Raw genomic sequence first — 18,601 nt, 5'->3', positions numbered from 1 at the left:
CTGAAAATATAAAAGTGCTTGCTATTTCGACAGGGGCTTCTTTAGTTGCCCGTTTTTTCCAATGAAAGCGACAATTAAGACCCAAGGCAGACAATTTACTGTTCAGGAAGGCGATGTTCTCTTCGTCAACCGCTATCCGGAAACGGAAACAGGTGACTCTGTAACCCTCGACAACGTCCTCGCTGTAGGCGATGGCGAATCCATGAAATTCGGCACGCCACTCGTTGACGGGGCCTCAGTTCAAGCGAAGATTCTTGAAAATAAGCGAGGCAAGAAAGTCCTCGTTTTCAAGAAGAAGCGCCGGAAGGGCTACCGCAACAAGCGGGGCCACCGACAGGAGCTTTCCGTTATCAAAATTGAATCCATCACGGCTTAACCCAATAACCACTTTTCAACATGGCACACAAAAAAGGTCAGGGAACCAGTAAGAACGGACGCGACAGCAACCCAAAGATGCTTGGCGTCAAGCGTTACGACGGTGAAGCCGTAACCGCGGGGACAATCCTCATTCGCCAGCGTGGAACTCGTTTCCATCCGGGCGCTAATGTCGGTCAGGGCCGCGATCACACGCTCTTCGCCCTCACGGACGGACGCGTCAAATGGGAAGCTGCCAAGCGCAAGGTCAACATCCTTGCTGAGGCCTGAGAACCCGTTTCAACGCAAACACTTTCACGCCGGACAGCCCGATGGGCTTCCGGCGTTTTTTATACTCAATTTGCGGGGTCGCCGGAGACATCCATCAGGATCTTCTTGAGGCTGGGCAGGTGGATGGGTTTGGAAAGATAGTGATCCACCCCGCTCTCAAGAATGCGGGCGCGCTCCTCCTCCAGAGCCAAGGCTGTCAGGGCAATAATCGGAATATTCTTCACAAGAGCCCCGCACTCACCCGAGCGAATGCGGCTGGTGGCCTCCAGGCCATCCATGCGGGACATCTGCATGTCCATAATGACAAGGTCATGGCGCCCTTCCGTGATCACTGCGAGGGCCTTGTATCCGTCCGTCACGGCATCCGCCTCATATCCCAAACGACTGAGAACCTCGCAAATCAACCGCGTGTTGACCAAGTCATCCTCCACCACAAGGATTCTAAACGGGTAATCCTCTGAAAATGACTTGCTCAAGGTGTCCTCGGGCTTCTTTGCCGACGGCTCGACAGCCTCCTGCAGGTCCTTTTCAAATCTGAGGACGACGGAAAAAGTGGAGCCCTCGCCCTCAGTGCTTTCGAGTGAGACACGCCCTCCCATCTTGTCCACCAACCGCTGCACAATCGTCAGGCCAAGCCCCGTGCCCCCGTATTCACGGGTTGTCGACGAATCGACCTGCTGGAATGCCTTGAACAGCTCACCACGATGCTCTTCGGGAATGCCGATCCCGGTATCGATCACCCGCATCTCAAAAGTCATCCATGGGGAATCCTTCTCAACGGTTAGAACTTCCAGTGTCACCGAACCCTTCTGGGTGAACTTGATCGCATTCGTTAGCAGGTTCAACAGGACTTGGCGCAGGCGCAGGGGGTCGCCCCAGAACAATGCCCGAAGGTCGTCATTGCCCTCGAAATCCAGCGTGATCCCCTTTTCCTTGGCCCGAAAGAGGACCATCTCAAGCACCTCGATGAGCGTTGTTTCCAGATTAAAGCGGGTATGCTCCAGCTGCACGCTATTGGACTCAAGCTTGGAGAAATCGAGAATGTTATTTATCAGCTCCAGGAGATCCTTGCCGCTACGGGTGATGATATCGACATATTCCCCCTGCTGTTCCGAGACTTCCGTCTGACGGAGCAAATCCGAAAACCCGATAATGGCATTCATCGGGGTACGGATCTCGTGACTCATGATAGCAAGGAACTCACTTTTGGCGTGGTCGGCGGAGACCGCGGCTTCCTTGGCCTCCCGCAGTTGATCCTGAATAATCTGGGTCTCCATGTACGCGCGTAAGCTTTCCGTGATCGCCTGAAGAACGGCAGCCGTGTTGGCATCCTTTTCGGACCGTTCGAGGGTGCTTCCATAGACAATGTACCCGGCCACACCGCCATCCGGACGAAATCCAAAAATTGTCAGTGACCGCATGCCCAACTGGCTCAAAAAGGACCGGGTAGGTTCATTGGCTGAGGAATAGTGCATATTCCAAGGTTCCCCGTCTTCAATCAGGGTCTGCCAATTGGAGGTGATTTTCCTGAGCTCAGCGCCGGAAATCGTCGGGGAACCGAAAATAAAGGGACTCTCCCGGAGCCATTCGTGTGTGCATTCCCAGCCATCGGCTGAATCCTCACCGGGGCGGACTTGGTAGACCTGGACAATATCAAGGGACAATCCCTTTCCAACGCACTCAATAGCTTTTCGAACACCCCGGTGAAACACCTTTTCCTTCAGGAGGATGGATTCCGCACGGGTCAGTGCATTGAGCAGGAAATCGCGCTTTTGGAGATCCTGTCTCGCGTGCTGACTTTCGGTGAGGTCATAAGACACCACCATGACCGATGGGGGCTGGCCTTCGAATGATTCAATCGGGGCAAAACGGCCTTCGTAAGTCCGGTCGTCTCCGTCGATGGAAATCGCATACCGGACCACTTCGAGGTTTCGGTCACGGATAACTGAATCGATGGTGTCGGCAAATTTCCGCGCAAGATCCCTGGGGTAGATTTCCTCCAAAGTCTTCCCCCGGAAGGAATGCATCCGCGCCCGAAAGTGGCTGTTCAAGGGAGCAAAGATTTCCGAGCAAATTCCATCCTGCCCAAAGACGAGGGCAAGGTCGGGCAAGGCGTGGACAAAAGCCCGCAAGCGCTCTTCATTCGTCCGCAGTTCCTCTTCGCGCTCGCGCAATTCAGTCCAGGTTGCGGCAAGGTACAGGCCGGTCGTCGCAAGGACTCCGACAAAAACCCAGAGGTAACCGGGAGGCTGGCTGATTGTCTTGGTGGCATCCGGGCCAATCACGTCCTTGAGCTCCCAGACCGCCATCATGGAAATGACGAGGATCCCGATGGTCACACCGCGCTGGCCAAACCGGATCGCCGCCCAAGCCATGATTGGGAACATGGCCAGCTCCATGGGGTACCGCAGGGTGTCTGAAGGGGCCCAGTTGCGGAATACCAGCGCGCCAAGGAAGATCAGGATTGCCAGCCAGCCCAGCACTTCCACCGTTTGCTCATTACGCCAGTTAATCCGGGTCCGGGAATACCAGACAAGGAGGAAGGGGGCGAGGACAAGGACACCCAACGCATCGCTCAACCAGCGGACCGAGAACAGGGAGAAGAAGTCAGGACAAAAATCCGGCGTGAACTGCCATATAGATGCTGTGCTTATAAGGGCGCTGATAACGGGAAACAGCAGGACGCCGAATAACATGAATGAGCTGACATCCTTGAGGCTTTCCAAACCGGTCTTGAAATTTAAAAACCGGTTCAGCACATAAACCGTCAGGTAAGCAGCCAGGGAATAGCCAGTCCCGAACAGAAGGGCATCCCCCAAGCCCCCCGATTCAAAAAACCGGATGACGGTGGCCCCAATGAATATAACAGGCAGTTTGTTGAGCCCTCCCAGAAGGAGAAGGACGAGCCCAAACCCGGCAGGTGGCCAGATGAGTGGCGCAAATTGTTGCCAGAGGGCCATCTCCAGACCAAGACCCGCAGATCCAAGATATATGAGGAAGGCGACGATTGGATTCAGGATGACCGCCTGGCGGATTCCTGCGGATGAAAGTTTGGATCCCATATGGATGAACCCTAGGTTGAGGATCTTTCGTAATTTCATCAAGCCTTGACTCCGCTGATAAAGGCAAAGAACGACTCTTCTGACTGGAATTTGTGCGAGGAATGCCTAACTTGAAGATTATGCCGATCTACGTATACGAAGTTGTTCAAGCCGATGGCACCCCGGGCCCGCGTTTTGAAATTCAGCAATCCATGTCTGAGGCCCCATTGGAAAAACATCCGGAAACAGGAGAACCTGTCCGACGGGTCTTCCTTCCCCCGAATCTTGCTTCAAAGTACACGCCTGCCCAAACGAATAAACGCCTCGAGAACAAAAACCTCGAAAAGGCCGGATTTACCAAATACGAGAAGGACAAATTGACCGGACGGTACCATCGCACCGCCGGTAAAGAGGGTCCCGATGTGATTCAGCGGCCCGGTTGAGCAGCTCCAGTAATCAGGGCTTCCTGATCCATTCCCCATCCGGTTTCAATAACCAGACACCGGGACGGGCAAGCTTGATAATCCGGATGGCCCGCTGGCGCCCCACTTCCTCGATGCTCTGCCCAGTCGATTGCGCGATCGACTGGTAAATGACCCGTCGGTCAGCATTCTCCCCTTCCACGAGAGAGGTTTGACGCGGGCCAAGGGTGGTTCTGATCGAGAGATATCCGTTGGAATTCTCCCCCACTTTGCCTTCGGACTTCATTTGATCAATCTGGACAAGCCGTTCCTTCATACGAACCTTGGCCTCTTCAAAGTCCCCGGCGCTCAAGGGCCCTGCCAGGATGCTTAAAAGAATAATCAGGAAGAAAAGGCGACTGCTGAAAGATTTCATTTCGGTTCAGTTGTTGGGGCTTATTGTTTCGTCAGGAAGCGGCAGGTAATCAGTCGTTTCCGAGGCCTTGTCCAGATCAGCGAAAACATCATCCAATTCCTTCTGGACACGATGATTGATCGTGATCTCAACATAGATTGGCTCAATCTTGATTGGATCAGTCTTTACCCGGACACATCCGGAGGCAACCACGATGAGGGCCGCCCCAATCCACAAAAGCCTGCTAAAAAAAGCCATGGGAACTTTATGAATCCGACTGGTCGTCAGGTCAACCCTTCCCCGTCAGGGATTGGCGAGAAATCTAACCGGGCCGAGAAACCCGAGAACATGCCCAAGATCCTCGTCCGAGATAACGTTATTAATGATAAGGCTTTCAATCGGGACTTCCATGCTCTCGCTGCGGGTTTCACCGCTGACGCGTAACCGCAGGACAACCTCCCCATTCGCCAGGTCCGGGGCAAGGTCCAATCCCATGTCACGGATGCGGATGCCATCGGAAAGCAGTGTTGCCAGAAAGGGTTCCTTCAATTCGGCCGGCACGCCGTTGATGACGGCAAATTGCTGCTTAAGGAACTGGCTGTCGGTAAATAGGAAACGGTTCTCTGTAGTGGTGGAATCCATACGCAAGTTGGCTGCGCCCACATAGAGGACACCCTCAATCCACTGAAGCGGGATGTGACCGGAAACCGTTCCCTGCAGGGAAAAGCGCTTCTCCCCGATCCAGTCGAGTAGCTCCTGGGCCGGTATTTCCTCAAAGCGTAGGGATGTCTTGATTGCGGGATCGAATGGATCGCAAGTAAACGGATCCAGATTCACCAAGCCGCTCCCGATATTTCCCGAGGACCGGATGAGCCGGAAATTCCGCATGGTTGGGAGGGACCACTCGAGGAGCAGGTTACGGATGCGGATGTTTCCACTGGCAAGTGACTTGACCCGGAAACTTTGTGGTCCGTCCGATGAGGGAAGCCCGTTTAGCCTGAACTGGGACGATCCAACGATATCATTCAGGATGGCTCCATTTGAAAGGACCACATTGAGCGAGTCCATCTCCATGCGGACATCGCCCTTCAGTAGATAGCCGGTTCGATCAAGCTTTGCATGGATTGAAGGGTTCGTCCCGGAAAACATGATGCGCCTGCCCCACCACCAATCACCAAGAGCGTTCAGCCATTGATGGGGCAATTCACCGTCAATGGTCAGGGTCGCGCCTGCCGCCGACTGGTCGACCCCACTTGTGAGAAATACTTGATCATCTGGATAAGCCAGACGGATCCTGGCAGACAAGTCTCCGGCGCCATTGGACCGGCCATTAAAAAGGACATCGCCCATGTGCGTGCCCGCCCCGTTATACCAGGTGAAGGCCGAACCAAATGATTGATCGGGCATGGAATACATCGCCGTAAGGTCTTCCAACCAAAGCGTGGATTTCCGCTTTATCCCAATGGGCTCAGCACGCAGAGTCAGCTCGGAGAGATTGCCTGAATACTGCCACCCAAATGGCTCCACCGAAAAGTCCCTGCAGGCATAATTGGCAAACCTTCCGGCTCCCTCAAGATTGACTAACCCCGCTTGGGAGGTTGCCAAAAGAAGCGTGTCCAAAATGGTCAAGGGCGGATACCCTTCAAGAGGCGGCTGCCAATCGATGGACTCTGTCGACATACGCGCACTCATCCGGGGAAGGGCTCCCCGGTTTGATTCAAAAAGTATTTCCCCTCTGATGGGGTGCTGTATGGAAAAACTGTTGGCAAGTGCTGGTTCAAACCCGAATTCCGGGCCAAGCCGATGGAACAGCTTCATCAGTGGACCCGGCTTCATGTTCATGTCACCCAAAAGGCGCAGGCTTGATGAAGGATTATGGCTCGTCAGGGTGAAGGCAGAGGAAAGCATGTCGGAATCAATTCGCAACTCACCTGAAAACTGCTCAGGATCGTTTGTGAATTGCCCCTCCCAAGCCGCCTGTAGCAGGGATACATCACGCCACTCAATATTAATCAATCCATGCTCAAGCAACCCGCTGGCAACCGGCAAGTCGGCAAACACTTTTCCCAAATCCAATGAATCAGGCGGGGATTGTAGCGGCATTGCCATGACAGATTGACCAGGATCTGCCGGACTTTTTTCAGGGCCTTGAATTCCGTCAGTTGGCTGCGTGTAATGCTCTTCCAAGGCTGCTTCCTCCTGTTGGGAGGGCACCTCTTCAAGGGAATAGTCCGGCGCGCTTGTCTGCTCGGGGAGACTCGCCGTTGTGAAAAGGTCTGGAATTCGCAAGCGGAGGGATGGCTTGCCGACCGTGACATGGTCAATCTGTCCATCCAGAAGGCCGGCGGGCCGGTAGCCCGCGTGGACTGATTCCCAACCGAAGGACTGGCCGTGCAACCGCAATGTCCCGGAGCCAAACCGGCTACTGGTCAGGCCGACTTGTTTGACCTCAAGCTGCTCAACCTCGATCCCCTCTTCGGAGAGAAGGACTTTTATGTGTCGCTCAAGCAGTCCGGGGGCCAGAAAATACAAAACCAGGGCAATAACTGCCAGCAGGACGATTGGAAGGCTGAGAAGAACCAGCCAACGAGGAGGAGTATTCCAGAGCGCTCGCAACGAAAAGAGGTCAGAGAGGATTATTCAATACCCGACCATTGCTTGGGCATGGCAAAGGCACGGTCAAGAATGCCCGGATTGATCTCTATATCGATGATTGTAATTTCCTCAACCGTTCCATCCGAGGAAGTCCGGGTCACGTTTTCAGCAAACCAGATCGTCCCGTATTTGCGGTATTTGGAGAAGATGGTCTCAATCGTATCTGTGACTTCGCCATTATCATCGAGAATTTCCCGGATGGTTTTCCATTCACGGAAAGTGCGGGAATCGACGTAGTGAGATGTGCGCTTGTTCCCTTCTTGATGAAGAACGATAAAATAATCCGTACGATCAATCCGCTCAATCCGCTCAAAAGTCCGGGTCACGAGTGGATTGTCCGCCGCCGTCAAGGAACCATCGAAACTGGTCTCAACCCCACTGCTCCGCAACTCCTCCTTGGACATCTTGCGCACCGTGTCAGTGCCTGCGCTCCAGACACGTTGCCATGCATCTATGCCATTAAATCCTGTTTCCACGGAACGACCTTTATACATCAAATGCATGCGGAGCTTGTTTGGACGCTTCTTCAAAAGCAGAAAATCATAGGTCAGGTCGCTTGTCCTGACAAAGCCCCTCATGCGCAGGTCCGAAACTGCCTGGAGGGCATCTCGACCTCCGTTTGCCTCAGCCAGCCTGTCGAGGATCTTCTCAGTGGTCCAATCCTCTGCGTCCAGCGCAAACCCGCTTGAAGTAACCAATAACGCCAAACCCACAAAAACCAGCCCTTTTACTCCAGAAAAACTCATCTTGCTCATTGGGATGTATTTTTACCGTATCCGGCCGTTTGGCAATGATCTTCTTGCTTGCAGGGTGCGCGGTGGCAGTGATTATCAGACTATGGGAAGCAGCTTCGGCACTCTTTTTCGGATCTCCACATGGGGTGAAAGCCATGGCGGCAGTGTGGGCGTTGTCATCGACGGATGCCCGCCCGGCCTGCCTCTAAGTGCAGAGGATATTCAGGCTGAGCTGGACAGGCGGAAGCCCGGACAGAGCGATATCACAACGCCCCGAAAGGAGCCTGACTCAGTGGAGATCTTGTCCGGTGTACACGACGGAAAAACCCTCGGGACACCCATCGCCATGAATGTCAGGAACAAGGACCACCGTCCATCCGCCTACAGTGAAATGAAGACGGCATACCGTCCGTCCCACGCTGATTTTACCTACGATCAGAAATACGGCCGGCGGATGGCGGAAGGCGGCGGACGGTCCTCCGCCCGGGAAACAATCGGCCGGGTGGCAGCCGGGGCCGTTGCCTCGAAAATCCTCAAACTCGGTGGAGGGGTTCAGATTGTAGCTTATGTGGAATCGATTGAAGATATCCAGATGCCCGCCAGCGAGGGACCAATCCAGCGGGAACAGGTCGAGGCCACACCGGTACGCTGCCCCGATCTGGCAACGGCAGAGCGCATGATCAGCAGGATCAAGGAGGTCCGTTCCGAAGGCGACAGCATCGGCGGCCTCGTCACTTGTGAAGTTTACGGGTTGCCCACCGGGCTCGGCGAGCCGGTCTTTGATCGTCTGGAAGCTGACCTTGCCAAAGCGATGCTCTCCCTGCCAGCGACAAAGGGCTTTGAGGTGGGTAGCGGCTTTGCCGGAACCCGGCTCAAGGGAAGCGAACACAATGACATTTTCGAGGCAAGGGAAGGGGAAATTCGCACCCGTACAAATAATGCCGGGGGTGTCCTTGGGGGCATCTCCAACGGCGAAACCTTGCGCTTCCGGGTCGCTTTCAAGCCGACAGCCACGATCATCCAGGAACAGGACACCGTCACCCAGGCGGGCGAACCGACCAAACTAATGGGTAAGGGGCGGCACGATCCATGTGTCCTGCCACGTGCGGTGCCGATTGTGGAGGCCATGACAGCGCTGGTCCTGATGGATCACTGGATGCGCGACCACGCCCAGAATCATCTTTTTGACTTCAATCCGGAATCCAGCAATTCATGAACGTCTACCTCTTGATGGGGACTCATTTGCCTGAGCTCGGGACATGCCTTGATGCCTTGGCCCGCCAGTGCCCACCAGGCGCACCGGTCCAGTGGCACATCCCGGATGGGATCAGCTGGCAAAGCACCGGACCCGAGGGCACGGAGGTCAATTTCTACTCAGCTGATGAGGTTCAATGGGTCTTCAATCCCGATGAAGAGGCATCGATTTTCATCCTGCTTGACCCGCGTGTTCCCCAGATCCCCCAATTGGAGACAATTGCCGGAGATCTCCAGAAATGCTTGATCGAGCCCCTGAAGGTCATCACCTGCGTGGACTGCGAGGCGGCTGAGACCAGTGTCCATCTGAGGGCATGGCTGGAGGCAAATGTCTATTACTCGGATATCGTTTTGCTCGGAAACCGTTCCAAGGCCTCGAAATCCTTTGTCCGTGACTTCCAGAAGACCTACGAGAAAAACTGCTACCCGTGCCTGTTCCTTTTCCTGAAAGGCAAGGGAATCCCCAGCCAGCCACTTGAAATTCTCACCCCGGATACACGCCGGCTGTCGCAGCTGTTTGACCTAAAGGAAAACGGCGGGGAGGAAATTCCCGGGCTGATCATTGAGGCCTCGTGCGACCTCGATATGGAGGAACCCGAGCGGGATCCCTACAGGGCACCAGATGAAGAGGCAGGACGGACCAAGGCACCGGTCCCTGACATCAACGAATTCATCGTCCAACTGCCCGGGCAATAACAAGCCTGGAACAACAATTAATCCCCTTTTCGGTCTTGACCTGCGTGATTCGCGGTGTTGTTTTCGTCGGTTTTCCATTAATTAGATCAATTTCAACCCGCACACATCATGGGACAGCCAAAACGCAAACAATCCAAGCAACGTTCACGCAAGCGCCGTGGAGCCAACCAGTTCTCGGCTCCCCAGCTGGCCAAGGACCCGACTGACGGGACTGCCTTCCGCCCGCACCATGTAAATCCTGCAAATGGCATGTACCGCGGACGCCAAGTTGTTGATGTTGAGGTATAAAACCTCCTTCAAAGCAGATTTTTTCCCCTTGCACGGCCTCTTATGAGGCCGTTTTTATTTACCTAGATGGAAGAGAAGAATTCAACCAAGGCAATTGCCGTTGATGCAATGGGCTCGGACATGGGACCGGCTGAAGTCGTGGCCGGTGTGGCTATGGCTATTGAAAAGGGCTGGGCCCCCGGGAACATCGTTGTCGTCGGCAAGGAGGAAGTCCTCGAAGGCGTCTTGGAAGAACAAGGGCTGTCCTCCCATCCGCGGATCGAACTTTTCGCCGCCTCGGAAGTCATTGCAATGCAGGACAAGCCGATCCAGAGCCTGCGCTCAAAAAAGGATGCTTCCCTGGTCCGTGCGGTGGAGCTGGTCAAGCTCGGCACCTGTGGAGCGGCCGTCAGCTGTGGCAACACGGGAAGCCTCATGGCCTGTGCCACCCTGAAGCTACGGCCGGTCGAAGGGGTCTCCAAGCCGGCCCTGGCCTCTGTCTGGCCCAGTCTGGAAAACCGCTTTGTTGTGCTTGATGTCGGAGCTAATCCACAATGCCGTCCGGAAAACCTCCTCCATTATGCGATTCTCGGACACCAGTACGCACAGGATGCACTCGATATTTCCAAACCCCGCATCGGGCTCCTTTCCATCGGCACCGAAGAGGGCAAAGGAACGGATCTGACCGATCAAGCCCACAACCTGCTCAAGGGCCTGGGAGATCAGATCAATTATATCGGACTGATCGAAGGGTTTCAGTTGTTCAACAACGAGGTGGATGTCGTGGTAACCGATGGTTTCACCGGCAATGTGATCCTCAAGACTTGCGAATCCCTATGGAAAATGCTCAAGGGCTTGGTCACGGAAGAAGTGCGTAAAAGCCCGATCCGCATGGCCGGGGCGCTGCTGATGAAAGGCGGCCTCAAAGCAGCCAAGAACCGACTGGATCCCAAGAAACACGGAGGAGCCCCGCTTCTCGGTCTTCGGGGCACGGTTCTCAAGGCACACGGCTCCAGCGACCGGGAGGCCATCGCCAATGCCATTCGAATTGCTGGCACAGCCATCGAGCACGACCTTGGAGCCCATACCTTGGCCGCTATTTCCAATGCGAATGAGACCCTGAAGGATCAGCTCGCAAGCGGGAATTGACGGGGCGGACAAAGGCCTTCCAAGGGCGTCATGAGCACTGCCTTGACACGCCTTAACCATTCGTGAGACTCCCCTGCAACAGTCTCTTATACGATCATGACTCAACTTTCAGGGAACTCAGTAATCATCTCCGGCACTGGCTCATACGCCCCGCCAAGAATCCTTTCCAACGACGACCTTTCAAAGGTTGTGGACACTTCGGACGAGTGGATTCGGACGAGAACAGGAATTCGTGAACGCCGCATTGCTTCCGACGATGAAACAACTTCCGACATGGCCGCACATGCAGCCCGGGAAGCGATCAAAAACGCCGGCTTGGAGGTGGACGACATCGGGCTGATTGTCGTTGGTACGGTCACTCCGGATATGCCCTTCCCGAACACCGCCTGTTTTGTGCAGCACAAACTGGGACTGGGAAAAGTTCCGGCCTTCGATCTTGAGGCCGCCTGCTCCGGATTTATCTATTCCATGGATGTGGCGCGCAGCCTCATGCTGGTCAAGGGAACCAAGCATGCCCTGGTCATCGGGGCGGAAAAACTTTCGAGCATCACAAACTGGGAAGACCGCACGACATGTGTGCTCTTCGGGGATGGTGCTGGTGCCGTGGTACTGAGCCTCGTGGACAAACCTAATGTCGGGGTTCTTGATGCCTTGCTGGGGGCAGATGGACGCGAAACCGGCATTCTCTGTGTTCCGGGCGGCGGAAGTGCCAGTCCATACACTGTCGAGACCATTGAGCGCTCCCTCCACACAATCCAGATGCAGGGCAACCAGGTTTTCAAAATCGCCGTGCGGGTCATGTGCCAAAGCGCACTCGATATCCTGGAAAAGAGCGGGCTGACTGCGGAAGATGTCTCCCTTGTCGTACCGCACCAAGCCAATAACCGCATTATTGAAGCGCTGTCACAACGTCTCAACATCGGCATCGACCGCTTCAAGGTGAACCTTGACCGCTATGGCAATACCTCCGCGGCCTCAATCCCAATTGCCCTCGATGAAGCTTATCGCAACGGGCGTATCAAATCCGGAGACAATATCCTGATGGTCGCCTTCGGCGGGGGGCTCACTTGGGCTGCCTGTCTGGTTCGCTGGCAATAACTTAACCGCTTAATCGATCACTCGTTTGTCGAAATTGATTTGCTCTCAAATGGATTTACCCTGCAATAAACAACATATGATCCGGACCGTTTTCACTTTCATCTGCCTGGTCACGGCATTCTCAACCGCGCACGGGTTTCTTTGGTTTGGCGAAGACCCGATTGACACCAGTCCCGTGCTGCAGACTGAGAAGGCCCGACCGATTTACGAAAAGGCCCTCACTGCCCAGCGCGAGGGCAAAACAGGCCGGGCCCTCAGAGCCTACAAGAAAGTTTACAGGAACTATCCGGCTGCTGATTTTGCTGCACAGTCACTTTACAATTCAGGCATCATCTACTTTGAGAAGAAAAAGTGGAAAAAGGCCTTTGGAATGTTTCAAACCATTCTCATTTACCATCCGGACTTCCCCCAATTCAATGAGCTCATAGACTACCAGTTCCGGATCGCATTGGCCACCGCGGAAGGCGAAAGCATCCGCTTGCTTTATGTCATTCCTTACAGGGCCCTCAACCGGGCAGTGGGCTATTTTGAAATTGTCATTTCCAATGCCCCATACTCCGAATACGCCCCGTTGGCCCTGATCAATGTCGCGCTGATCCACCAGTACAAGGGGCAGACTGCCGAGGCAATTGACGCCCTCGACCGGTTGATCAACAATTACCCGTCCAGCCTGCTGGCCGACGATGCCTACCTCTCCCTTGCGGAAACGTTTGCCACGCTAGTCCAAGGACCCGATTACGATCAGGGTGCCACACGGGAAGCTATTTCCTACTTCGAGGATTTCCTCATTCTCTTCTCAAATAACCAGGATGTTGCCCGCGCCGAGAAGGGGCTCGCCGACATGGAAGATGTCTACGCCAGAAGCAAGCTGGTCATCGGCGAATATTATTTCAAATACCGTCGCTGGTTCCAGGCCGCGGAGATCTTCTTCAATGAAGCGATCACCATCGCGCCTGAATCCGCTGCAGCAGAATCTGCCCGTGCATACATCAGCCGTATTCAGGCGATTCGGGCCAACCGGCCCATGACCAAGCAGGAGGAAGCTTCTCCTGAACGCCAGAAAGAGAAGTCGTTCATTCGTCGCTGGCTAGACCGGATAATCCCAGGATGACCAGATGACTTGTCGCTCAGCTCTTAACTATTTCCTATTGGTGCTGGTTCTCCTTGCTGCGGGGTGCAGCAGCTATGCGCCGGTCCGTCCAGTTGAAACGCGTACCATCGCGCTGGCTCCGGTCCTGAATGAATCAGAAGTGCCGCAAATCATTGCGCCCCTCTCCCGAAACCTGCGCGAAGCATTGAACCACTCAGCTGCCTGGCAACTTGTCGAACCGGAAGAAGCGGAAGTCCTGCTACGGCTCACGGTCCTCCAGCTTGACCGGAATGCCATTTCACGGGATCCGGATGACACCGGGCGACCGCTTTCCTATTACGAGGAATTAATGGTCTCCATTCTCTGGGAAAGCGACCTCCCTCCACCATGGGGCGTCCAGCCCGTTAGCATGGTCTCGGCCAGTACGGTCCTTTATTCTCAACCCAGCCTGACGGCTGCGGAGGCTGCCGCTATCGGCGAGCTGGCAGAGGAGATTTCCCGTAAAATCATCTCGAGGATCAATTGGCCAGCAGGCTCCGGGCAGTAATGAGTGCAAACGACAGTCCGCTCCCCTTCCGTCTGGCACCGTCCATTCTCGCGGCTGATCATTCATCCCTCAAGAACGGACTGGAAATTGTCGAAAGCCTTCCCATCGAATGGCTTCATCTGGATATCATGGACGGCCATTTTGTCCCGAACCTGAGCTTTGGGCCTCAAACCGTGGCTGACCTGCGCAAGCGTAACAGTAGTCTATTTTTCGATACACACTTGATGCTTGATAATCCGGACAAGCATGTGGATGCGTTCATCGATGCCGGGGCGGACTTGATTTCCATACATGTGGAACCGGACTACGATGTCGCCCAGACCCTCGACCGGATCAAGTCAGCCGGACGCTCCTGCGGAGTCGTCCTCAATCCAGCCACGCCGGCCGAAGCCGCCCTCCCCTTCATCAAGGATGTGGACTTGATTCTGGTCATGACCGTTTGGCCCGGATTTGGCGGACAAAGCTTTATCGAGGACACCCTTCCAAAATTGAATTTGCTTCATTCGTGGAGAATGGAACGAGGGCTTGCCTACCGGCTTGAAGTCGACGGTGGCATTAACCTTGAAACGGCAGCGCTCTGCCGCGATCAGGGCGTTGATACTTTTGTTGCCGGGACAGCCTTCTTCAAGGCGCCCGATCGCGCGGCCTTCCTCAAGGCAATCGAGGGCGCCGGCTGAGATTAACCACCCTGAGGCACGACAAACTTGTACGGGGTGAAGCTCTGGCAACCGCGCTTACCCTTTTCCGCCTCAAAAATCACGCCACAGAGCTGTACATTGGCTTCCGCGACCGTGAACTTGCGCGGCAAACCATCGAGGAAACGCCCGAGAATCGGGGCAATATCCCGGCCGAGAATGCTATCGTACGGACCCGACATGCCCGCATCCGTAAGGTAACCGGTCCCTCTCGGCAGGATTCGCGCATCGGCCGTTGGAATGTGTGTATGGGTCCCGATGACCGCAGCTACACGCCCGTCAAGATACCAGCCCATCGCCATTTTTTCAGAGGTCGTCTCAGCATGCATCTCCACGAGGACGGCATCGCACTGCTTGCGCAACTCCTCAAGGCGCGGAAGTATCCGGGGGAAACCGGCATCCGCGCTGATTTTCATCATCTGGGTGCCAAGAACCGTGACGACCCCGAGCCGGAACCCGTCTGTCTCAAGAATAAGGTGGTCTGCGCCCGGGCTTCCCCCGAGCAGGTTGAAGGGCCGCGACATGTAGGGAATTGAGCCAATCTCCTTGTCAAACCCGCGCTGGTCCCAGCAATGGTCGCCCAAAGTGATACCGTCGACTCCTGCGGCATGCAGCTCTTCAGCGATGGTCACAGTGATTCCTGAGCCGCCGGCAGCGTTCTCCCCGTTAACGACAACGAGGTCGAGCTGCTCCGCCTCACGGATCTCCGCAAGGTGGGTTTGGACAGCGGTCCGGCCGGCGCGGCCGACAATGTCGCCAAGAAATAAAATTCGAGCCATGCCGACATTGAGGCCATGCGGGATGCTTCCTGCAATGCCGGAATCCCCCGAAGGGCATTTTTAGGGGAAATGCGCTTGCATTTTCCAAAGGGTCCAACTTTCCTCTGCAACAACTATTTAGACGAATCCTCACCCATTATTATTGTGAAATACCGGACGCCCATCGCTCAGCTTTTAGTAGTCGTCGAGCTCGTCGTCCCCGTCGTCGCTTGAGGCGGGCCGCTAACTGTTGGTGCCTGCCTTTACCGCTTTCAAGGAAACCGGAATCCATAAGCTTGTGCAAAAATGAAAAAAACATCCGAAAAGAGCCCTAAGAAGAAATCCTCCACCAAGGCCGCCAAACCGATGGCGGCAGTCCGTGGAGCCGACCTGTTTGTCCAGTGTCTCGAGCGCGAGGGTGTGGATGTCATTTTCGCCTATCCCGGTGGAGCCTCCATGGAAATCCATCAGGGGCTGACCCGCTCCGGCAAGATTCGCACAATTCTCCCCCGCCACGAGCAGGGTTGTGGCTTCATGGCGCACGGATACGCCCGCACGACCGGCAAGGCCGGCGTCTGCATGGCGACCAGTGGCCCAGGGGCGACCAACCTTGTTACCTGTGTGGCCGATGCCCAGATGGATTCGATCCCGCTGATCGCGATCACAGGCCAGGTGCATCAGAGCTTTATCGGAAAGAACGCATTCCAGGAGACGGATGTCTTCGGCATGACCCTTCCGATCGTCAAGCACTCCTATCTCGTCCTGAATATCAAAGACATCCCACGGGTTGTGAAAGAGGCCTTCTATATTGCCCAGACCGGGCGACCGGGACCCGTGGTCATCGATATTGCCAAGGATGTCCAGCAGGCATACATCGAAGGTGAAGAGCTCAAGGAAGCCCTTGAAGCGGAAATGGCCATCCCCGGCTACTCGCACAGCCCCAAGGCCACTGATGAGGAACTGAACGCAATTCTCGACGCCTGTGCCGAGGCCAAGCGTCCGGTCATCTACACTGGGGGCGGTATCGTCAGCGGTAACGCCGAGGAGGAATTGAAGGAATTTGCTGAGATCACCGGTTTTCCGATGACTTCCACCCTGATGGGACTCGGCGGCTTCGATGAAAACCATCCCCAGAGCCTGCGCTGGTTTGGCATGCATGGCGGCGTGGCCGGTAACTGGGCGGTTTGCGAAAGCTCACTTTTGCTCGCCCTCGGGGCGCGTTTTGATGACCGGATCACTGGTGCCATTGCCAAGTTTGCCCCGGAAGCAAAGGTCGCGCACATCGATATCGACAAGTCCGAACACCATAAGAACAAGATTGTCGATTTCCCGGTCCATAGCGAAATCAAGTATGCCCTCAAGCGGCTTTGTGAACTCGCCAAGAAGCGCAAATTCAAGAAGCCGGACATCAAGGATTGGACAAAGAAGGTCAACGGCTGGAAAGAGGAATTTCCCTTCCAGTTCGAGGAGTCGCCGCACATCATTCCGCAGTTGGCCATCCAGACCCTGTACGAGGAAACCGAAGGCGAGGCCATTATTTCCACCGGCGTCGGTCAGCACCAGATGTGGGCCGCCCAGTTCTACAAGTTCCACAAGACCCGGAGCTATATTTCCTCCCTCGGTCTCGGGACAATGGGATTTGGCCTCCCGGCAGCACTCGGTGCCAAGGTCGCCTGCCCGGATCGGACGGTTGTTGATATTGATGGCGACGGCTCCTTCATGATGAATGTCCAGGAGCTGGCCACCGCCATCATGGAAAAGATCCCGGTCAAGATCATGCTCATGAACAACCAGCACCTTGGCATGGTGGTTCAGTGGGAAGATATCCTTTACGAGGGTACCCGTGGACAGACTGTCCTCGGTCACCCGGATAACATCGGTGGACCCGAAAATCTCGACGCCCTCTATCCGGATTGGCCAGCCATCTGCAAGGGCTTCGGTGTCAAGTCACGCCGCGTGGTCAAGAAGAAGGACCTCCGTGCCGCCATCCGTGAGATGATCGACCACGACGGGCCATTCCTTCTCGATGTCGTCGTCCCTTACACTGAGCACGTCATGCCCTTCATCCCGGCTGGGGCGTCCGCGAAGGATATCCTCATCCGGACCAACCGGTAAGCTTAATCAAAGTTAAACGGCTGGCGAACCCGCACATAGGTCGGACGGCCGCCATTGGTCGGTTCGACAAATCGGGTTTCCCGCAAGGACATGATTACGCTCATACTGAGGTATTCATTGTCACTCTTTATGATTTCGGGAAGTCGCACCTGCCCATGGTGATCGATGAAATACTCGGCAATCACCGCTCCGGAGGGAGGCTCAGCATCGGGTGCGTGCAGGCGGTAGAGTTTTGTCTCAGCCAGGGTAAGCGGAGAATCGAGTTCCGTTGGCTTGGATTCCTGGAAGGCAACCGCGTCGGGATCAGCGCGATACAGCTTTCGTGCCACTGCATCGGAAACGTTGCCTCCCATCGGGGCACCGGCAAATCCCTGCTTCCATGCGCGCTGCTCGGGGTCGAAGAAAGTGATGATGACCGTGATTTTTCCTGTGGTGGGGACGCCATCCAGGGTGGCCGCTTTGAAACGCGCCTTGGAGAGCTTTTCCTCCGCTTTTGGAAGCAGTCCCACATGCGTGGCCGAAACCGCCAGATAATCGACCATTTCCCCTTTTGGCCCCACGATCACCTGAAAACTCGCACGTGGATTCACCATCCCCAGTTCCTTCAACTCATGGGGAATAATTGTCTCCAGGGGACGGATCAGCTTGACCGGCTCATAATCAGCCGATTCAGCAGCAGCCTGGCCTACAACAGGAAGCAACAGAACAATGAGCAACAGCAACTTTGAACTTGGTTTCACATACCAAATATAGACCTATTCCCCTGTTTAGCCAAGGCGTATCCAAAAGATTTTTTCAGGCCGAGAATTGGCGTTGACCCCAAATTCGGCCCCATACACTCTCCTTCCATTCTTTGCCCGGGTGGTGGAATCGGTAGACACTGCAGACTTAAAATCTGTTGCCCGCAAGGGCGTGCGGGTTCAAGTCCCGCCCCGGGCACCACTGTTTATCGACAGCTTACAAAAATAAGGCCGGGCTAATCGGCGGCCAAATTTGTCACAAAAAAACGGCCCGGGGAAATTATCCCCGGACCGTCTAAGC

19 protein-coding genes and 1 tRNA gene are annotated in these 18,601 nt (G+C 55.1%); 13 read left to right on the top strand and 7 right to left on the bottom strand.

Going from position 1 to position 18,601, the window contains the following annotated elements; genetic code table 11:
• Positions 1 to 61 precede the first annotated feature (61 nt).
• Both rplU and rpmA read left to right on the top strand, forming a co-directional pair.
• The gene (gene rplU / locus G0Q06_RS01105; protein ID WP_163961601.1) at positions 62 to 376 is read left to right on the top strand and encodes a 50S ribosomal protein L21; all 315 of its coding nucleotides are present in this window, start codon (positions 62 to 64) and stop codon (positions 374 to 376) included.
• Between the two features lie 20 nt (positions 377 to 396).
• Entirely contained in the window at positions 397 to 645 is a 249-nt protein-coding gene (gene rpmA / locus G0Q06_RS01100; RefSeq protein WP_163961599.1) for a 50S ribosomal protein L27, read from the top strand.
• Between the two features lie 65 nt (positions 646 to 710).
• On the opposite strand, the gene G0Q06_RS01095 is transcribed toward rpmA, so the two are convergent.
• Positions 711 to 3,746 (bottom strand): ATP-binding protein, encoded by a 3,036-nt coding sequence (locus G0Q06_RS01095; protein WP_163961598.1) that lies wholly within the window; start codon positions 3,744 to 3,746, stop codon positions 711 to 713.
• An 80-nt stretch (positions 3,747 to 3,826) separates the two neighbouring features.
• On the opposite strand from G0Q06_RS01095, the gene G0Q06_RS01090 reads away from it, so the two are divergent.
• Positions 3,827 to 4,129 (top strand): FmdB family zinc ribbon protein, encoded by a 303-nt coding sequence (locus G0Q06_RS01090; protein ID WP_163961596.1) that lies wholly within the window; start codon positions 3,827 to 3,829, stop codon positions 4,127 to 4,129.
• Positions 4,130 to 4,142: 13 nt separating this feature from the next.
• Here G0Q06_RS01090 and G0Q06_RS01085 read toward each other — a convergent pair whose 3' ends face one another.
• From G0Q06_RS01085 to G0Q06_RS01070, 4 genes are read right to left on the bottom strand one after another with little or no spacing between them, the layout of a single operon-like run.
• Positions 4,143 to 4,523, bottom strand: coding sequence for a YdbL family probable chaperone protein (locus G0Q06_RS01085; protein ID WP_163961593.1), 381 nt, complete (start codon positions 4,521 to 4,523; stop codon positions 4,143 to 4,145).
• Between the two features lie 6 nt (positions 4,524 to 4,529).
• A complete protein-coding gene (locus G0Q06_RS01080; protein ID WP_163961592.1) occupies positions 4,530 to 4,760 on the bottom strand; it encodes a hypothetical protein in 231 nt (76 codons plus the stop codon).
• Positions 4,761 to 4,805: 45 nt separating this feature from the next.
• Positions 4,806 to 7,118 carry an intermembrane phospholipid transport protein YdbH family protein gene (locus G0Q06_RS01075; RefSeq protein WP_163961590.1) on the bottom strand — a complete coding sequence of 771 codons (2,313 nt, stop codon included), beginning with the start codon at positions 7,116 to 7,118 and terminating at the stop codon, positions 4,806 to 4,808.
• Between the two features lie 20 nt (positions 7,119 to 7,138).
• A complete protein-coding gene (locus G0Q06_RS01070) occupies positions 7,139 to 7,912 on the bottom strand; it encodes a hypothetical protein (protein WP_163961588.1) in 774 nt (257 codons plus the stop codon).
• Positions 7,913 to 7,994: 82 nt separating this feature from the next.
• Here G0Q06_RS01070 and aroC point away from each other — a divergent pair, with 82 nt between their 5' ends.
• From aroC to rpe, 8 genes are all read left to right on the top strand, one after another.
• On the top strand, positions 7,995 to 9,107 hold the full coding sequence (aroC, locus tag G0Q06_RS01065; protein WP_163961586.1) for a chorismate synthase: 1,113 nt from the start codon (positions 7,995 to 7,997) through the stop codon (positions 9,105 to 9,107).
• On the top strand, positions 9,104 to 9,841 hold the full coding sequence (locus tag G0Q06_RS01060; protein WP_163961584.1) for a hypothetical protein: 738 nt from the start codon (positions 9,104 to 9,106) through the stop codon (positions 9,839 to 9,841). The genes aroC and G0Q06_RS01060 overlap by 4 nt, the downstream gene beginning before the upstream one ends.
• A gap of 108 nt (positions 9,842 to 9,949) precedes the next feature.
• The gene (rpmF, locus tag G0Q06_RS01055; RefSeq protein ID WP_163961582.1) at positions 9,950 to 10,129 is read left to right on the top strand and encodes a 50S ribosomal protein L32; all 180 of its coding nucleotides are present in this window, start codon (positions 9,950 to 9,952) and stop codon (positions 10,127 to 10,129) included.
• 66 nt (positions 10,130 to 10,195) lie between these two features.
• Positions 10,196 to 11,257 (top strand): phosphate acyltransferase PlsX, encoded by a 1,062-nt coding sequence (plsX, locus tag G0Q06_RS01050; RefSeq protein ID WP_163961580.1) that lies wholly within the window; start codon positions 10,196 to 10,198, stop codon positions 11,255 to 11,257.
• Between the two features lie 96 nt (positions 11,258 to 11,353).
• Positions 11,354 to 12,355, top strand: coding sequence for a beta-ketoacyl-ACP synthase III (locus G0Q06_RS01045; RefSeq protein ID WP_163961578.1), 1,002 nt, complete (start codon positions 11,354 to 11,356; stop codon positions 12,353 to 12,355).
• A gap of 76 nt (positions 12,356 to 12,431) precedes the next feature.
• Complete coding sequence (locus G0Q06_RS01040) at positions 12,432 to 13,466, top strand: tetratricopeptide repeat protein (RefSeq protein ID WP_163961576.1); 1,035 nt, start codon at positions 12,432 to 12,434, stop codon at positions 13,464 to 13,466.
• A gap of 40 nt (positions 13,467 to 13,506) precedes the next feature.
• Positions 13,507 to 13,992, top strand: coding sequence for an LPS assembly lipoprotein LptE (locus G0Q06_RS01035; RefSeq protein ID WP_163961574.1), 486 nt, complete (start codon positions 13,507 to 13,509; stop codon positions 13,990 to 13,992).
• Positions 13,992 to 14,669 carry a ribulose-phosphate 3-epimerase gene (gene rpe, locus G0Q06_RS01030; protein ID WP_163961572.1) on the top strand — a complete coding sequence of 226 codons (678 nt, stop codon included), beginning with the start codon at positions 13,992 to 13,994 and terminating at the stop codon, positions 14,667 to 14,669. Before G0Q06_RS01035 ends, rpe begins: the two co-directional genes overlap by 1 nt.
• 2 nt (positions 14,670 to 14,671) lie before the next feature.
• Here the strand turns inward: rpe and G0Q06_RS01025 are convergent, their stop codons facing one another.
• Complete coding sequence (locus G0Q06_RS01025; RefSeq protein WP_163961570.1) at positions 14,672 to 15,466, bottom strand: TIGR00282 family metallophosphoesterase; 795 nt, start codon at positions 15,464 to 15,466, stop codon at positions 14,672 to 14,674.
• A 285-nt stretch (positions 15,467 to 15,751) separates the two neighbouring features.
• Between G0Q06_RS01025 and ilvB the strand changes: the two genes are divergently transcribed.
• Positions 15,752 to 17,560, top strand: a complete 1,809-nt coding sequence (gene ilvB, locus G0Q06_RS01020; protein WP_163961568.1) for a biosynthetic-type acetolactate synthase large subunit — start codon at positions 15,752 to 15,754, stop codon at positions 17,558 to 17,560.
• 2 nt (positions 17,561 to 17,562) lie between these two features.
• Here ilvB and G0Q06_RS01015 read toward each other — a convergent pair whose 3' ends face one another.
• Positions 17,563 to 18,300 carry an energy transducer TonB gene (locus G0Q06_RS01015; protein ID WP_163961566.1) on the bottom strand — a complete coding sequence of 246 codons (738 nt, stop codon included), beginning with the start codon at positions 18,298 to 18,300 and terminating at the stop codon, positions 17,563 to 17,565.
• Between the two features lie 115 nt (positions 18,301 to 18,415).
• Between G0Q06_RS01015 and G0Q06_RS01010 the strand changes: the two genes are divergently transcribed.
• Positions 18,416 to 18,502: transfer RNA gene (locus G0Q06_RS01010), tRNA-Leu, on the top strand.
• The last annotated feature ends 99 nt before the right edge of the window (positions 18,503 to 18,601 follow it).

Source organism: Oceanipulchritudo coccoides (assembly GCF_010500615.1).
GTDB classification, from domain to species: domain Bacteria; phylum Verrucomicrobiota; class Verrucomicrobiia; order Opitutales; family Oceanipulchritudinaceae; genus Oceanipulchritudo; species Oceanipulchritudo coccoides.
Note: the sequence above shows the minus strand (reverse complement) of the source record. Positions and strands in the feature narration are given on the sequence as shown.

Excerpts from the sequence above, each read along its gene's own strand:
- G0Q06_RS01060 (WP_163961584.1), top strand. The coding sequence starts at position 9,104 with ATGAACGTCTACCTCTTGATGGGGACTCATTTGCCTGAGCTCGGGACA.
- G0Q06_RS01085 (WP_163961593.1), bottom strand. The coding sequence starts at position 4,523 with ATGAAATCTTTCAGCAGTCGCCTTTTCTTCCTGATTATTCTTTTAAGC.
- G0Q06_RS01095 (WP_163961598.1), bottom strand. The coding sequence starts at position 3,746 with ATGAAATTACGAAAGATCCTCAACCTAGGGTTCATCCATATGGGATCC.
- rpe (WP_163961572.1), top strand. The coding sequence starts at position 13,992 with ATGAGTGCAAACGACAGTCCGCTCCCCTTCCGTCTGGCACCGTCCATT.
- aroC (WP_163961586.1), top strand. The coding sequence starts at position 7,995 with ATGGGAAGCAGCTTCGGCACTCTTTTTCGGATCTCCACATGGGGTGAA.
- G0Q06_RS01045 (WP_163961578.1), top strand. The coding sequence starts at position 11,354 with ATGACTCAACTTTCAGGGAACTCAGTAATCATCTCCGGCACTGGCTCA.
- G0Q06_RS01090 (WP_163961596.1), top strand. The coding sequence starts at position 3,827 with ATGCCGATCTACGTATACGAAGTTGTTCAAGCCGATGGCACCCCGGGC.
- rplU (WP_163961601.1), top strand. The coding sequence starts at position 62 with ATGAAAGCGACAATTAAGACCCAAGGCAGACAATTTACTGTTCAGGAA.
- G0Q06_RS01080 (WP_163961592.1), bottom strand. The coding sequence starts at position 4,760 with ATGGCTTTTTTTAGCAGGCTTTTGTGGATTGGGGCGGCCCTCATCGTG.
- G0Q06_RS01040 (WP_163961576.1), top strand. The coding sequence starts at position 12,432 with ATGATCCGGACCGTTTTCACTTTCATCTGCCTGGTCACGGCATTCTCA.
- plsX (WP_163961580.1), top strand. The coding sequence starts at position 10,196 with ATGGAAGAGAAGAATTCAACCAAGGCAATTGCCGTTGATGCAATGGGC.
- rpmF (WP_163961582.1), top strand. The coding sequence starts at position 9,950 with ATGGGACAGCCAAAACGCAAACAATCCAAGCAACGTTCACGCAAGCGC.
- rpmA (WP_163961599.1), top strand. The coding sequence starts at position 397 with ATGGCACACAAAAAAGGTCAGGGAACCAGTAAGAACGGACGCGACAGC.
- G0Q06_RS01070 (WP_163961588.1), bottom strand. The coding sequence starts at position 7,912 with ATGAGCAAGATGAGTTTTTCTGGAGTAAAAGGGCTGGTTTTTGTGGGT.
- ilvB (WP_163961568.1), top strand. The coding sequence starts at position 15,752 with ATGAAAAAAACATCCGAAAAGAGCCCTAAGAAGAAATCCTCCACCAAG.
- G0Q06_RS01025 (WP_163961570.1), bottom strand. The coding sequence starts at position 15,466 with ATGGCTCGAATTTTATTTCTTGGCGACATTGTCGGCCGCGCCGGCCGG.